This window comes from Pseudomonas sp. TE50-2, from assembly GCF_040813665.1.
Taxonomy (GTDB): Bacteria; Pseudomonadota; Gammaproteobacteria; order Pseudomonadales; family Pseudomonadaceae; genus Aquipseudomonas; species Aquipseudomonas soli.
In genome coordinates this window covers 4,122,089-4,136,015 of record NZ_JBFNXN010000001.1, presented here as the reverse complement: position 1 = coordinate 4,136,015, position 13,927 = coordinate 4,122,089, and the positions used below count along the sequence as shown (strand labels likewise).

Below are 13,927 nucleotides of genomic sequence, written 5' to 3'. Positions count from 1 at the left end.
TCGGTCAGCCTTGCGGCAGTTTTACCTGCACCACCGCCACCGGCTGGTCCAGCCAGTCGGCGAAGCTGTCGAGGAAAGCCTGGGTAAACCCGGCCTCGCCCCAGTTATTGAAGATGAACCCCAGGTTGGAAAAGGCACACGGCTGCAAATAGAGAAAGCCATTGATGTCGTCTTCGAAGCCGCACAGCGGGCAGGTGAAGTTGTCACTCACCCCCGGCATCCACTCCTCCAGGCTCTCGAACAGCGGCTCGCCGACCTCGCGCCGGCACTCCGGACAACCGGCTTCTTCGAGAAAACCGTCGGTGGGGGTGTAGATGCAGCGCTTGAGCATCACCTCCAGGCCGTTGACCTGCTCGCCGAACGGCAACTTCTCGGGATGCAGGGCCACCTTGCGCGCCCCCTCCGCCAGGGCATGGCCCATGCGGTTGCCGGTGCGCCCACAGGTGCTCAACTGTTCCTCGACGATTTTTTCGCGCACCAACCAGCGCAGGATGGCGCGAGAGCGGGCCTCATGGACGGGCACGGTGGACAGTTTGGGGACGATGATGCTCTGGGTATTCATGGGTGAGGCGGGCCTGCGGACTGCGGTAATGGCGCAATTCTAGCGCCTGCTCAGGCGCTCAGGTAGCGGCCGATCAGCGCCAGGCCGCTGGCCAGGACCAACCAGGTGACCAGGCGGATGAAGGCCTCGCGGGACAGTTTCAAGGTCAGTCGCCTCCCCAGCCAGGTGCCGACGAACATCACCGGCAGCAGGCAGGCGGCGAGCAGCAACAGGCTGGTATCGGCATACACCCCGGCGATCAGGAACAGCGACAGGCGCACCACCGTGCTGCAGCTGATCAGCGCGACCTGGGTCGCGCGCACCTGTTCCTTGGCCTCCAGGCGGGCACTGAGGTAGATCGCGTAGAGGAATCCACCACTGCCGAACAAGGCGCCGAACAATCCGCCCACCGTGCCCATGGGCACCGCCCAGGCGCCCGACAGGCTAGCCGGGCGTACCTTGACCGCCAGGCCATAGACCGCATAGGCGGTCACGAAAATACCCATCAGCAACAGCAACACATCGGACTTGAGCCGCAGCAGGAACACCACGCCCAGGGTGCAACCCACGGCCATGAACGGCAGCAGGCGCAGCAACTCGCCGCGCACCACATCGCGTCGCGACGGCAGCAGGTTGCCGAAGGCAGCGACGAAATCCAGCAGCACCAGCAGCGGAATGATCCGTGACAACGGCATGAAATGGATCAACACGGGGCCGGCGACCAGCGCGGTGCCGAAACCGGCAATACCGAAGACGATATAGGCCACCCCCACTCCCAGCAGGATGGGCAGCCAGTCGAACGTGGAAAACGACAGTTGAGCGAGCATCGCGGCAGTTCCTTGGAAGTCCACTGAAGGTTAGCCATCCACAAGCCATGCCGACTAATATGCCTTTTTGCCATTAGCCATCTCGAAAAGGCATGACATGACTTCGATCCGCCAGCTGCGCTACTTCGTCGAAATCGCCGAGGCCGGCAGTTTCAGCGCCGCCGCCGAGCGGCTGTACATTGCCCAGTCGGCCCTCAGTCGGCAGATCAAGGAGCTTGAGCTTCACCTGGGCACCGTCCTGTTCGAACGCACTGCCCGCCAGCCACGGCTGACCGTCGCCGGGCTGGCCTTTCTCGAGCGCGCCCGCCATCTGCTGGCCGACCTGGACAAGGCCGAGCGCCTGGCCCGGGAAATCGGTCAGGGTTTGCGCGGCAGCCTGCGGCTGAACCACTCCAGCACCGTGCCGCTGACCGGCCTTTTGCTGCAGCGCCTCGGCGGCTACCTCGAGGACAACCCTGGCGTTTCCCTGGAGATCGCCCAGCAATCGTCGGAGGCACAACTGGAGGACATCGCCGAGGGCCGCCTGGAAATCGGCCTGCTACGCCTGCCGGTGCTGCGCCAGCATGAAGGCGTGGAGCTGCATGCGCTGTTCGACGAACCCCTGCTGCTGGCAGTGGCGGCGGGCCACCCTCTGGCCACGGCAAGCAGTGTTCGACTGGACCAACTGCGCGAGGAACGTTTCATTTCCATCCCCCATCGCCAGCGTGGCGGCCTGAGCTACCTGTCGGCGTCGCTATGCATGAATGCGGGGTTCTTTCCGCAGGCGGCACAGGTGGTTTCGCGCAAGACCACGCAACTGCAACTGATCCAGGCCGGGTTCGGAGTGGCGTTGTTGCCGGCGAGCATGCGCGAGATCGCACCGGCGTCGGTCACTTTCGTCCCGCTCGGCGAAGCCTGCCAGAGCACCGTGGCCCTGGCCTGCCGACGCGACGCCGGGGCGCTAGCGAGAAAGCTGCTGGACGCTATGCGCTCGCCACCGAGCGCTCACGGCATGTAGCGCTCTACCAGGGCAAAGGCGATCGCCGCGGTCTCGACATCCAGCGCACCGTCAAAGTTGCTCGGTCGGAAATGCAGCTGGAACGCCCTGAGCAATGCCCGCACCTGGACCGGGTCAGGGCTCGCTGGAAAGCTGTACCCATAGATACGCAGCTTGTCGAGGACGGCCTTCATCTGTGGCATGCAGGTAGCGAATTGCTGCTGGTAGTGCGTCTTGCGGGCATCCTCGTACCAGGCACCGACACCGGCCTGATGCAGCGCCTGCCAGGGAAACGCGGCACCTGGATCGCTCTTGCGGCCAATGGCGATGTCGCTATGGCCGAGCACTCGGGTCGGCGTGATGTCCGGATAACGCTGGAGTATCGCCTGGCTCAGCTGCGTCAACGCCTCCACCTGCTGCGGGTGGTACGGCGGGAAGACGAACTGCCCATTGCTCACTGAAGCCGGGTTGACCAACTCGATCCCGATCGCCGTGTCGTTCAGGTTGCTGCGCCCGGCCCAGGCACTGACACCCGCATGCCAGGCGCGCTCACCCTCATCGACCAGGCTGAAGGTACGCATCGTGTCGAAACCCGCCGCCATGAAGCTGGTATCGGACGGGTCGGGGATCAGATAGTGAGCGCTGACCTGGCCCCCCTTGGCCAGTGCGTTGATCGAGCCGTTGAAATTGACAGCCGTGTAGTGCAAAACCAGGAATCGCACCCTCCGGTTGAAAGCCTTGGAGCGATAAGTGCTCGCATCTATGGGGTACATGGCAACCTCCTCATGGAATCAAGCGCACAGACTGCATCCCCAGGCGCCGAACCCGTCAGCCGGAAATGCTCCCCAGCCCGGTCAGGCCGGCTGCAGGCCCAGTGCATCCGAGCGGTGGGTCCTTTATGATGCCCGCCATGATCAGAGACCCTTTCGAACGACTCGGCCTGGACCGCGAGGTCCTCACCGTCAGCCAGCTCAACGGCCGCGCCCGCGTGCTGCTCGAGGACGTGTTCCGCAGCGTCTGGGTGGAAGGCGAGATTTCCAACCTCGCCCGCCCGGCCTCCGGCCATATGTACTTCACCCTCAAGGACAGCGGCGCGCAGATCCGCTGCGCGCTGTTCCGGCAGAACGCCGCCCGGGTGCGCCAGGCCCTGCGTGACGGCCTGGCGGTACGGGTGCGCGGCAAGGTTTCGCTGTTCGAAGGGCGTGGCGACTACCAGCTGATCCTCGATACGGTCGAACCGGCCGGCGACGGTGCCCTGCGCCTGGCGTTCGAGGCACTGAAGGAAAAGCTCGGCGCCGAGGGGCTGTTCAGCACCGAACGCAAGAAGCCGCTACCGGCGCACCCGCAACGCATCGGCATCATCACCTCGCCCACCGGCGCGGTGATTCGCGACATCATCAGTGTGTTCGGCCGCCGTGCGCCGCAGGTCGAGTTGAACCTGATCCCCACCGCGGTGCAGGGCCGCGAGGCGATCAACCAGATCGTCCGCGCCCTGCAGATGGCTGATCGGCAAGGCTTCGACGCGCTGATCCTGGCCCGTGGCGGTGGCTCGCTGGAAGACCTCTGGTGCTTCAACGAAGAGGCCGTGGCCCGCGCCGTGGCCGCCTGCGTCACGCCCATCGTCAGCGCCGTGGGTCATGAGACCGACGTGTCGATCAGCGATTTCGTCGCCGATGTGCGCGCACCCACGCCGTCCGCCGCCGCCGAGCTGCTCGCCCCCGACAGCAGCGGCCTGCAGCAGCGCCTCGACAGCCTGCAACGGCGCCTGCTGCTGCGCATGCAGAACCGCCTGGCCCACGACCGCCTGCGCCTCGACGGGCTGGCCCGACGCCTGCGTCACCCCGGCGAGCGCCTGCGCCAGCAGGCCCAGCGCCTGGACGACCTGGACATGCGCCTGCGCCGCGCCTTCATGCTCGACATGAACCAGCGCCAGCAACGCCTCGGCCGCCTCGACACGCGCCTGGCCGCGCAACACCCGGGACGCAGCCTGAAACTGCTCAAGCAGCGCCTGGACAGCCTCGCCGAGCGCCTGCCGCGCGCCATGCGCGACGTGCTCAAGGACCGCCGCCAGCGCTTCCAGGCACAGCTGCAGACCCTGCAAGTGGTCAGCCCGCTGGCCACCCTCGCCCGCGGCTACAGCATCCTCCTGGATGAACGCGGCCAGGCCATCCGCAGCGCCGCGCAAACCCACAACGGCCAACGCCTGACCGCCCGCCTCAACGAAGGCGAGCTCAAGGTGCGGGTCGAGGACAACCACCAGACCCCGGTCACCCTCTCGCTACTGGACTGACACATGCCACGCCTGTTCGCGCCCCTGCTTGCCCTCGCCCTGCTGCTGCCGGTCACGGCCGCCCACGCCAGCTACATCACCCGCGCCCTCAACAAGCCCGTGCCCGGTGGCGTGGCGGTGGTCGACCTGGGCCCGGGCGCCAGCGCCCCGACCGCGCGCTTCGATGGCAAACCGGTATTGGTGGTCAGGGAGCAGGACAACTGGCTGGCCATCGTCGGTATTCCGCTGACGCAAAAGCCCGGCAGTGCCGTGCTGACCCAGGGTGGGCGCAACATTCCTTTCAGTGTCGGCAGCAAGAAGTACCCCGAGCAGCACATCACCTTGAAGAACAAGCGCCAGGTCAACCCTGAGCCGCAGGACCTCAAGCGCATCGACCGCGAACTGGCCGAGCAGATCAAGGCCTACCGCAGTTTCAGCCCTGTGCTTCCGAGCAACCTGATCCTCGACAAGCCGGTCAACGGCCCGCTGTCGAGCAAGTTCGGCGTGCGCCGCTTCTTCAATGGCGAGGAACGCAACCCGCATGCCGGCCTGGACTTCGCCGTGCCCGCCGGCACGCCGATCAAGACCCCGGCCAATGGCAAGGTGATCCTGGTGGGCGACTACTTCTTCAATGGCCGCACGGTGTTCGTCGACCATGGGCAAGGCTTCATCAGCATGTTCTGCCACATGTCGAAGATCGACGTGAAACCGGGCCAGGCGCTGCGCCGTGGTGAGGTGGTGGGCCGTGTAGGTTCGACTGGCCGGGCCACCGGGCCGCACATGCACTGGAACGTCAGCCTCAACGATGCGCGGGTGGATCCGGCGATCTTCATCGGCGCGTTCCAGCCCTGAAATCGCAATCGCGGGGCAAGCCCGCCCCCACGCAGCCAACGCTGGCCCCGCGACTTGCGCAATGAAAAAACTTAAAGCAATAAAATCTCAACATTCCAAAATTAATGGCCATAAAAACTCTGTAAACTCGTTTTTTTAAGCATTCCTCTCAATTTTCCCGCAATACTTGCCATCCCCCAACCCACTGGTTAGGGTTGAGCATATGAACATCTTCAGCACCCTCCTCCAACAACACCGCAGCCTCTGCCTGGTCAGCGCCCGACTACCAGGGTGAATCGCGTCGCCTCGCCTTTTCATCTCGTACACGTTCGGCAGGCCCGATCACGGCCGCACATAAAAGGATTGCTTCCATGACCATGCTCAAAGATCCATCGAAGAAGTACCGCGCCTTCCCGACCATCGACCTGCCTGACCGTACCTGGCCGTCGAAGACCATCACCCAGGCGCCGATCTGGTGCAGTTCCGACCTGCGTGATGGCAACCAGTCGCTGATCGAGCCGATGGATGCCGAGAAGAAGCTGCGTTTCTGGAAGACCTTGGTGCAAGTAGGCGTGAAGGAAATCGAAGCGTCGTTCCCGTCCGCATCGCAGACCGACTTCGACTTCGTGCGCACCCTGATCGAAGACGGCCACATCCCGGACGACACCACCATCCAGGTGCTCACCCAGGCCCGTGAAGACCTGATCGCGCGTACCTTCGAATCCCTGCGCGGCGCCAAGAAGGCCATCGTTCACCTGTACAACGCCACCTGCCCGTCGTTCCGCCGCATCGTCTTCAACCAGGACAAGCAGGGCGTCAAGGACATCGCGGTCAATGCCGCCAAGCTGTTCGTCAAGTACGCGGCGCAGCAGCCGGGAACCCAGTGGACCTTCCAGTACTCGCCGGAAACCTTCAGCGCCACCGAACTGGAATTCGCCAAGGAGGTGTGCGACGCGGTGATCGAGGTGTGGAACCCGACTCCCGAGCACAAGATCATCCTCAACCTGCCGGCCACCGTCGAAGTCGCCACGCCGAACGTCTACGCCGACCAGATCGAGTGGTTCTGCCGTAACGTCAACCGCCGCGACAGCGTGATCATCAGCCTGCATACCCACAACGACCGTGGCACCGGCATCGCCGCCACCGAGCTGGGCCTGATGGCTGGCGCCGACCGTGCCGAAGGCTGCCTGTTCGGCAACGGCGAGCGCACCGGCAACGTCGACCTGGTGACCCTGGCACTGAACCTCTACACCCAGGGCATCGACCCGCAGCTCGACTTCTCCGACATCGACGGCGTGCGCAAGGTCGTCGAGGAGTGCAACCAGCTGCCGGTGCACCCACGTCACCCGTACGTCGGCGACCTGGTGCACACCGCCTTCTCCGGCTCGCACCAGGACGCCATTCGCAAGGGCTTCGCCAAGCAGCAGGACGGCGAGCTGTGGGAAGTGCCATACCTGCCGATCGATCCGGCCGACATCGGCCGCAGCTACGAGGCGGTGATCCGCGTCAACAGCCAGTCGGGCAAGGGCGGCATCACCTACCTGCTCGAGCAGGAATATGGCATCAGCCTGCCGCGCCGCATGCAGATCGAGTTCAGCCAGGTAGTACAGGGCGAGACCGACCGTCTCGGCCTGGAAATGACCGCCGAGCAGATCTACAAGCTGCTGCAGAAGGAATACCTCCAGGCCAACGCGCCATATGCCCTGGTCAGCCACCGTCTGCAGGAAGAAAACGGCAGCAGCCACGTACAAGTGGAAGTCTCCGGTGAAGGCGAAACCACCCTGCACTGGCACGGCAAGGGCAACGGCGCCCTCGAAGCACTGGTGGCCGGCCTGCCGATCGCCGTGGAGATCATGGATTACAACGAACACGCCATCGGCGCCGGCACCAATGCAAAGGCCGCGGCCTATATCGAGCTGCGCGTGGCCGGCGGACGTCCGGTGCACGGCGTGGGCATCGACGAGAACATCACCACCGCCAGCTTCAAGGCGCTGTTCAGCGCACTGAACCGCTCGCTGAGCCAGCAGCAGGCCAAGGCGGCGTAAGTCGCAATGTGATGATCAAGGCCCGCATCTTGGATGCGGGCTTTTTTTTGTCCGTACCGGCCTCATCGCGGATGAATCCGCTCCTACAGTGACCGTGTAGGAGCGGATTCATCCGCGATGAGGCCGGTACAGACAATCCAAAACCCACAGGCAAAAAAAGGGGCGCCGACCAAGCGCCCCACAAGCCGTGTAGCACACAACGAAATCTGTCAGTCCAGCAACGCCATCGCCTCGGCGCTGCACGCCTCGATCCGCGCCCAGTCGCCGTTCTTGATCCAACTGCTGTCGAGCATCCAGGTACCGCCCACGCACATCACATTGGGCAGGGCCATGTAGTTGCGCACGTTGGCCGGGTTGACCCCGCCAGTGGGGCAGAAGCGAATGTCGCCGAACGGGCCGCCGAACGCCTTGATCGCCGCCACGCCGCCACTGATCTCGGCCGGGAACAACTTGAAGCGGCGGTAGCCCAGGGCATAGCCCATCATGATCTCCGACGGCGTGCTGATGCCTGGCAACAGCGGAATATCACTGTCCACGCCCGCTTCGAGAATGTCCTGGGTGATGCCCGGGGTAACGACGAACTGCGCGCCCGCCGCCTCGACCGCCGCGAACATGCCGCGGTCGAGCACGGTACCGGCGCCGACGCACAGCTCCGGGCGCTGCTCGCGCAACACCTGGATGGCCTTCAGGCCGTGCTGCGAGCGCAGAGTCACTTCCAGGGTGCGGATGCCGCCGGCGGCCAGGGCATCGGCCAGGGGCAGGATGTCTTCCTCACGGGCGATGGTGATCACCGGCAGGATGCGCGCCTTGTTGCAGATCGCGTCGATCCGCGCGGCTTTGTCGGCCATCGAGAGCAAAGGCTGTGGGCGTTCGAGGGTGGTCATGACAATGGATCCTTGGCTCATGGGCACCAGTAGATGTCCAGGGGGTCGTGAAGAAAGGCGCGAATCGGCATTTCGGTTGGGTCTTCTGCCGCCAGCGCGGTGCGCAGGGTGGCGAGCTTGCCCGCGCCCTGCACCGACAACAGGGTCAGGCCGGCCGTGGCCAGCAGTGCGCGGGTCATGCTCAGGCGCTGGTGCGGCACGCTGGGCGCCAGCATCGGCAGGCAGCGGCGCTCACCGACCTTGGCCAGGCCCTGGCGCAGGTTGGGGCTGGCCGGGAACAGCGAGGCCGTATGACCATCGTCGCCCATGCCCAGCACCAGCACATCGATCGGCGGCAGGTCGGCCAGCACCTGGTCGGCCTGCTCGGCAGCGGCTTCGAGGGTCGCGGCGGGTTGGTAGAGCCCGATGAAACGGGCCTTGGCCGCCGGTCCCTTGAACAGGTGGCGAGCCAGCAGGCCGGCGTTGCTGTCGTCGTGCGCCACCGGCACCCAGCGCTCGTCGGCCAGGCTCACGGTGACCCGGGCCCAGTCCAGCGCCTCGCCGGCCAGCTTCTCGAGAAACGGCACCGGGCTACGCCCGCCAGATAGCACCAGGCAGGCCTGCCCCTTGCTGGCGATCGCCTGGCGCAGGCGCTCGGCCACATCATGGGCCTGGGTCGCCGCCAGGGTTTTCGGATCGGCCAGCTGATGAACCTTCACGGTCGCCGGCAGTTGCAGTTCAGATATCGCCATACCAGGCCCTCCCATCACGTGTAATCAATGCAATCGAGCTCATCGGCCCCCAGGAACCGGCCGCATAGGGCTTGGGCGCGTCGCCGGTGTGCTTCCAGCCGGCGATCAGCTGGTCGCACCATTTCCAGGCGTATTCGATCTCGTCCTTGCGCACGAACAGGTTCTGGTTGCCGCGCATCACTTCCAGCAACAACCGCTCGTAGGCATCCGGGATCCGCGCGCTGCGCCAGGTGTCGGAGAAATTCAGCTGCAGCGGGCCGCTGCGCAGTTGCATGCCTTTGTCCAGGCCCTGCTCCTTGGTCATCACCCGCAGCGAAATACCCTCGTCCGGCTGCAGGCGAATGATCAGCTTGTTGCCGATCTGCAAACGCTGTTCCGGAGCGAAGATGTAGTGCGGGGTTTCCTTGAAATGGATGACGATCTGCGACAGCTTCTGCGGCATGCGCTTGCCGGTGCGCAGGTAGAACGGCACGCCCGACCAGCGCCAGTTACGGATATCGGCGCGCAGGGCGACGAAGGTCTCGGTGTCGCTCTGGGCGTTGGCGTTGTCCTCTTCGAGGTAACCCGGCACCGGCTTGCCGTCACTGAAACCGGCGATGTACTGGCCACGCACCACATGGGTGCTCAGACCTTCTCCGGTGATCGGTGCCAGGGCCTTGAGTACCTTGACCTTCTCGTCGCGGATGCTGTCGGCTGAGAGATCGCTGGGCGGGTCCATGGCGATCAGGCAGAGCAGCTGCAACAGGTGGTTCTGGATCATGTCGCGCAGCTGGCCGGCCTTGTCGAAGTAGCCCCAGCGGCCCTCGATACCAACTTTCTCCGCGACGGTGATCTCCACATGGGAGATGGAATTCTGGTTCCACTGGGTTTCGAACAGGCTGTTGGCAAAGCGCAGGGCAATCAGGTTCTGCACCGTCTCCTTGCCCAGGTAGTGGTCGATACGGTAGACCCGGCTCTCGGGGAAGAACCGCGCCACGGCGTCGTTGACCCGGCGCGACGACTCCAGGTCGTGGCCGATGGGCTTTTCCAGCACCACCCGGGTACGCGACGCCAGGCCGGCCTTGTCGAGGTTCTCGCAGATCGCGCCGTAGACCGCCGCCGCCGTGGCGAAGTAGGCGATCAGCGGCTGCCCGCTCGGTGCCTGTTCGGCCAAGGCCTGGTAGCCCTCGGGCTCGACGAAGTCCAGGTGCAGGTAATTCAGGCGCGCCAGGAAGCGCCCCAGGGAAGCGGCATCGATCTCGGCCTCCGGCACGTGGCGGCGCAGATGGGCTTCGATGTTGTTCAGGTGTTCCTGCACGCTGCCCGGCTCGCGGGCCAGGGCCAACAGACGGGTGTCGGGGTGCAGGAGGTCGGCGCGGTCGAGCTGGTAGAGCGCGGGGAACAGCTTGCGCAATGCCAGGTCGCCTAGGGCGCCAAAGAGGGCGAAGGTGCAGGGTTCGACACTGATCGCGGCCATGATGTTGGTTCTTTTATAAATGTTGGACTAGGAATACCGGTTTCAACCCTGCTTTTCAAGGGTTAATGTAGTAAAAACCACAACATCCAATACAGCCATTACAGACAAGTGGTGTGACAATCTTACCGACAGTAGGATACACACCAGCGCAAAAAGCCTGCTTCCCGACCCAAGGACACACCATGGACCGCGTGCGAAACCTCCTGGAACAGATCCAGGGCCGCCTCGACGAGCTGAACAAGGCCGAACGCAAGGTCGCCGAAGTCATCCTGCTCAACCCGCAACAAGCCACCCGCTTCAGCATCGCCGCCCTGGCCCAGGCGGCCAGTGTCAGCGAACCGACGGTCAACCGCTTCTGCCGCTCGTTCGGCGTCAGCGGCTACCCCGAGCTCAAGCTGCAACTGGCGCAGAGCCTGGCCAGCGGCGCCGCCTATGTCAGCCGCGCGGTGGAGGCCGACGACGATCCGGCCGCCTACACCCAGAAGATCTTCGGCAGTGCCATTGCCTCGCTCGACAGTGCCTGCCAGGCGCTCGACCCACAGCAGGTCAGCCGCGCCGTGGACATGATGATCCAGGCCCGGCAGATCCACTTCTTCGGCCTCGGCGCCTCGGCTCCAGTGGCCCTCGATGCGCAGCACAAGTTCTTCCGTTTCAACCTCGCCGTGTCGGCCCACGCCGATGTGCTGATGCAGCGCATGCTGGCTTCGGTGGCCCACACTGGCGACCTGTTCGTGATCATTTCCTACACCGGGCGCACCCGCGAACTGGTCGAGGTGGCGCGCCTGGCCCGGGAAAACGGCGCCTCGGTGCTCGGCCTCACCGCCGCCGGCTCGCCCCTGGCCCAGGCCTGCAGCCTGAGCCTGCATATCCCATTGCCGGAAGACACCGACATCTACATGCCGATGACCTCGCGGATCATCCAGCTCACTGTGCTCGACGTGCTTGCCACCGGCATGACCCTGCGTCGTGGCGTGGACTTCCAGCCACACCTGCGCAAGATCAAGGAAAGCCTCAACGCCAGCCGCTACCCGATCGAGGACGACGACCTCAACTGAGCCGGTGCGCCTGCAAACGCAGGTGCGCCCGCTCGCCCGGCGCCAGGCTCAGGCCCTCGCCACTGCCGCTGGCCGCCTCCACGCAGACGAAGCCTTGGCACTCGCGCCCGCTCACGCCCATCAACGGCCGGTTGCCAGGGTGCCAGACCACGGTGTCGTCACTGTCGCCGGTGTCGATGCACAGTTCGCGCTGCCAGGCCGGGTCCTGCAACTGCACCCGCGGCGTGCCGGGGTAGACCCGCTGACAACCGCCCTTGAGGGTCAGCGCGCCGTCTTCGCGGCAGGCCTGGCGATTGAGGCGGTCGTAGCCGTCGATGTCCTCCAGCCCGGATAGCGCTATCTTCGACACGTCGCTGATCCGCCAGTAGGCCAGCAGCGCATGGCTCAGCTGGCACGGTTCGCTGTCCTGGTGCTCGGTGCTCAGGCTCAGCTCCATGCTTGCCCCAAGCCGGGCATGCAGGTCGACCTGCCAGTCGCACAGGTCCAGGCGCCATTTCAGGGTCACCCCCTCCTCGTCCTCGCGGCTGTCCACCAGCTTCCAGTCCAGCAGGCGCGCCCAGCCATGGGCCGGCCACAGGTCCTCGCTGGGATGGCGGCCATACCAGGGCCAGCACACCGGCACACCGCCACGGATGGCCCCCACCTGCGGCCACTGCTCGGCGCACCACAACCAGGGTTTCTCACCGGCGGGTTGAAAGTGCAGGAGCTGCCCGCCCTGGCGGCTGAACACTGCCTGGCAGCGAGGGTGGTCGATGATCAGCACATCGCGCTGCTGGTAACGCTCCCACTCGAAGGTCGGCCTCGGCCGTTGCGAGGTGAAGAAGCGATGTAGCGGATGTTCGGGCATGGTTTCCAAGCTCTTTTGTTGTTCGAGATAGCGCTGTCTCAGCCTGTGCCCGCTAACCACTGCAGACCAGTGGTTAGCGGGAGGCCGAAATGGATGGCGTAAATTTACAACAATTTTTCTCAGAATGACGACTGAATCTTCAACCCCGCGACCAGCGCGTTGTCCACTTCGTCCACACCACCCGGGCTCTTGATGTACTGCAGGTTGGGCCGCACGGTCAGCCAGTTGGTGACGTGGAAGCCGTAGTAGAGCTCGGCGTTGTACTCGGTGCGCTGCAGCGGCGCAAAGCCCGGGTTGTCGTAGTCGTTGATGCCGGACTGGGCATTGAGCAGCTCGGCGCGCTTCTTCACATCGTCATTGACGTGGATGCGGGCGATGCCGAAGCCGATGTCGTCCTTGGGCCGGGCATCGAAGGCGCCCTTGTAGACCAGGCCGACCTGCTGGTAGTTGTCGACCACATTGGTGGCCTTGTCGTGCACGGTGAAGTTGGCGAACAGGCTCAGGCCGCGGTTGACGTCGCCGGCATGGGCGGTGACCTGCTGCTGCGCCACCACCCACCAGCCGTGCTTGCTGGAGTGCGACTTGAACGCCGCGCCGGTCAGCGCCTGCGGGTTGCCGTTGATGTCGTCGTAGACGTCGTCGGCCTTGGCGGTGCTGTAGTAGTAGCCCAGGCGATACTCGCCCGGCAGGCCGTTGACCTTCGGCGACCACACCGCTTCCACCGGCAGGATCGCGCCCTTGGTGCCGCTGCCGCTGAGCTTGAAGCCGTTGCCGGTCTCCAGGTTCGACGGGTTCTGTTCATAGGCGCCGACCTGGACGAAGAATTCCGGGGTGATGTTGTACTTGACCCGCAGCGCCCACTGGCTGACCGGCCAGTTGTACCAGATGCCGCCGACCCAGTTGCCCACCTGCGAGCCGCAGAAGGCCAGGTTCTGGAAGTCGCAGGGGAAGCTGTTGAAGTCCTCGCCCTCGCCGAAGCGGCCGAATTTCACGTCCAGCGCGCCGTCGAAGTACTTCTGCTTGACCCACATCTGCGTCAGGCGCCAGGTCTGGCCGCGGCCCCAGACCTCCTGCACCGAGCTGAACTGCCCGGCACGCGGGTCGCTGATGCGGTCGTTGGACAGGTTGCGGCCGCTGCGCTCGGTGATCGCCAGCTTGAACTCGGTGTCCTTCCAACCGAAGATCTTCTCCAGGTCCAGGTGCGCGCCCAGGGCGAACTGGTCGCTGTAGCGCGCGGTCTTGTCGTCGTTGTAGCCACCGTGCAGGTTGCCGGCCACTTCGCCAACGTAGTCGAGGGTGAAGTCGTAGCCCTTCTCCAGCAGCTCGGTGCGGGTGCCGCCCCAGTCGCCGGTCATCCATTTCGATTCCGACGAGAAAGCCTCGGCGGCCTGGGCCCCGCTGCTGCCGACCAGCGCCAGCAAGGCGAGCGATCCCAGGGTCTTGATGCGATTGCGATGTTCCATCC

The 13,927-nt window shown here is 64.8% G+C and carries 13 protein-coding genes; 5 read left to right on the top strand and 8 right to left on the bottom strand.

The features are described from left to right. Nucleotides 1–4: 4 nt before the first annotated feature. Together AAHK21_RS18950 and AAHK21_RS18945 are read right to left on the bottom strand one after the other, a co-directional pair. Complete coding sequence (locus AAHK21_RS18950; protein WP_367858030.1) at nucleotides 5–562, bottom strand: sugar ABC transporter ATPase; 558 nt, start codon at nucleotides 560–562, stop codon at nucleotides 5–7. A gap of 50 nt (nucleotides 563–612) precedes the next feature. Beyond that, nucleotides 613–1,368: a sulfite exporter TauE/SafE family protein gene (locus AAHK21_RS18945; RefSeq protein ID WP_367858029.1), complete on the bottom strand. Its 756-nt coding sequence runs from the start codon at nucleotides 1,366–1,368 to the stop codon at nucleotides 613–615. Nucleotides 1,369–1,465: 97 nt separating this feature from the next. On the opposite strand from AAHK21_RS18945, the gene AAHK21_RS18940 reads away from it, so the two are divergent. Beyond that, nucleotides 1,466–2,365 carry a LysR family transcriptional regulator gene (locus AAHK21_RS18940; RefSeq protein ID WP_367858028.1) on the top strand — a complete coding sequence of 300 codons (900 nt, stop codon included), beginning with the start codon at nucleotides 1,466–1,468 and terminating at the stop codon, nucleotides 2,363–2,365. Here the strand turns inward: AAHK21_RS18940 and AAHK21_RS18935 are convergent. Then, the gene (locus tag AAHK21_RS18935; protein ID WP_367858027.1) at nucleotides 2,353–3,117 is read right to left on the bottom strand and encodes an N-acetylmuramoyl-L-alanine amidase; all 765 of its coding nucleotides are present in this window, start codon (nucleotides 3,115–3,117) and stop codon (nucleotides 2,353–2,355) included. The two genes, AAHK21_RS18940 and AAHK21_RS18935, sit on opposite strands and share 13 nt — an antisense overlap. Nucleotides 3,118–3,254: 137 nt before the next feature. Here AAHK21_RS18935 and xseA point away from each other — a divergent pair, with 137 nt between their 5' ends. From xseA to leuA, 3 genes are all read left to right on the top strand, one after another. Then, nucleotides 3,255–4,634: an exodeoxyribonuclease VII large subunit gene (gene xseA / locus AAHK21_RS18930; RefSeq protein ID WP_217868530.1), complete on the top strand. Its 1,380-nt coding sequence runs from the start codon at nucleotides 3,255–3,257 to the stop codon at nucleotides 4,632–4,634. A gap of 3 nt (nucleotides 4,635–4,637) precedes the next feature. Further along, the gene (locus AAHK21_RS18925; protein WP_046854328.1) at nucleotides 4,638–5,465 is read left to right on the top strand and encodes a M23 family metallopeptidase; all 828 of its coding nucleotides are present in this window, start codon (nucleotides 4,638–4,640) and stop codon (nucleotides 5,463–5,465) included. A 350-nt stretch (nucleotides 5,466–5,815) separates the two neighbouring features. Then, nucleotides 5,816–7,489, top strand: coding sequence for a 2-isopropylmalate synthase (gene leuA / locus AAHK21_RS18920; protein WP_046854327.1), 1,674 nt, complete (start codon nucleotides 5,816–5,818; stop codon nucleotides 7,487–7,489). Between the two features lie 209 nt (nucleotides 7,490–7,698). Here leuA and AAHK21_RS18915 read toward each other — a convergent pair whose 3' ends face one another. From AAHK21_RS18915 to zwf, 3 genes are read right to left on the bottom strand one after another with little or no spacing between them, the layout of a single operon-like run. Beyond that, nucleotides 7,699–8,373, bottom strand: a complete 675-nt coding sequence (locus tag AAHK21_RS18915; RefSeq protein ID WP_046854326.1) for a bifunctional 4-hydroxy-2-oxoglutarate aldolase/2-dehydro-3-deoxy-phosphogluconate aldolase — start codon at nucleotides 8,371–8,373, stop codon at nucleotides 7,699–7,701. A gap of 17 nt (nucleotides 8,374–8,390) precedes the next feature. Continuing rightward, nucleotides 8,391–9,104 carry a 6-phosphogluconolactonase gene (gene pgl, locus AAHK21_RS18910; protein ID WP_367858026.1) on the bottom strand — a complete coding sequence of 238 codons (714 nt, stop codon included), beginning with the start codon at nucleotides 9,102–9,104 and terminating at the stop codon, nucleotides 8,391–8,393. After that, nucleotides 9,091–10,560 (bottom strand): glucose-6-phosphate dehydrogenase, encoded by a 1,470-nt coding sequence (zwf, locus tag AAHK21_RS18905; protein WP_046854324.1) that lies wholly within the window; start codon nucleotides 10,558–10,560, stop codon nucleotides 9,091–9,093. The genes pgl and zwf overlap by 14 nt, the downstream gene beginning before the upstream one ends. Before the next feature lie 191 nt (nucleotides 10,561–10,751). Here zwf and hexR point away from each other — a divergent pair, with 191 nt between their 5' ends. Beyond that, nucleotides 10,752–11,615 (top strand): DNA-binding transcriptional regulator HexR, encoded by an 864-nt coding sequence (hexR, locus tag AAHK21_RS18900; protein WP_172670918.1) that lies wholly within the window; start codon nucleotides 10,752–10,754, stop codon nucleotides 11,613–11,615. Here the strand turns inward: hexR and AAHK21_RS18895 are convergent. Together AAHK21_RS18895 and AAHK21_RS18890 are read right to left on the bottom strand one after the other, a co-directional pair. Further along, complete coding sequence (locus AAHK21_RS18895) at nucleotides 11,608–12,462, bottom strand: D-hexose-6-phosphate mutarotase (protein WP_046854323.1); 855 nt, start codon at nucleotides 12,460–12,462, stop codon at nucleotides 11,608–11,610. The genes hexR and AAHK21_RS18895 overlap by 8 nt on opposite strands. 119 nt (nucleotides 12,463–12,581) lie before the next feature. Beyond that, complete coding sequence (locus AAHK21_RS18890; RefSeq protein WP_111532118.1) at nucleotides 12,582–13,925, bottom strand: carbohydrate porin; 1,344 nt, start codon at nucleotides 13,923–13,925, stop codon at nucleotides 12,582–12,584. Nucleotides 13,926–13,927 lie beyond the last annotated feature (2 nt).

What these genes read in the sequence shown, in the direction of transcription:
- AAHK21_RS18925 (WP_046854328.1), top strand. Translation starts at nt 4,638, where the DNA reads ATGCCACGCCTGTTCGCGCCCCTGCTTGCCCTCGCCCTGCTGCTGCCG.
- AAHK21_RS18935 (WP_367858027.1), bottom strand. Translation starts at nt 3,117, where the DNA reads ATGTACCCCATAGATGCGAGCACTTATCGCTCCAAGGCTTTCAACCGG.
- zwf (WP_046854324.1), bottom strand. Translation starts at nt 10,560, where the DNA reads ATGGCCGCGATCAGTGTCGAACCCTGCACCTTCGCCCTCTTTGGCGCC.
- leuA (WP_046854327.1), top strand. Translation starts at nt 5,816, where the DNA reads ATGACCATGCTCAAAGATCCATCGAAGAAGTACCGCGCCTTCCCGACC.
- AAHK21_RS18940 (WP_367858028.1), top strand. Translation starts at nt 1,466, where the DNA reads ATGACTTCGATCCGCCAGCTGCGCTACTTCGTCGAAATCGCCGAGGCC.
- AAHK21_RS18890 (WP_111532118.1), bottom strand. Translation starts at nt 13,925, where the DNA reads ATGGAACATCGCAATCGCATCAAGACCCTGGGATCGCTCGCCTTGCTG.
- AAHK21_RS18895 (WP_046854323.1), bottom strand. Translation starts at nt 12,462, where the DNA reads ATGCCCGAACATCCGCTACATCGCTTCTTCACCTCGCAACGGCCGAGG.
- xseA (WP_217868530.1), top strand. Translation starts at nt 3,255, where the DNA reads ATGATCAGAGACCCTTTCGAACGACTCGGCCTGGACCGCGAGGTCCTC.
- AAHK21_RS18950 (WP_367858030.1), bottom strand. Translation starts at nt 562, where the DNA reads ATGAATACCCAGAGCATCATCGTCCCCAAACTGTCCACCGTGCCCGTC.
- pgl (WP_367858026.1), bottom strand. Translation starts at nt 9,104, where the DNA reads ATGGCGATATCTGAACTGCAACTGCCGGCGACCGTGAAGGTTCATCAG.
- AAHK21_RS18945 (WP_367858029.1), bottom strand. Translation starts at nt 1,368, where the DNA reads ATGCTCGCTCAACTGTCGTTTTCCACGTTCGACTGGCTGCCCATCCTG.
- AAHK21_RS18915 (WP_046854326.1), bottom strand. Translation starts at nt 8,373, where the DNA reads ATGACCACCCTCGAACGCCCACAGCCTTTGCTCTCGATGGCCGACAAA.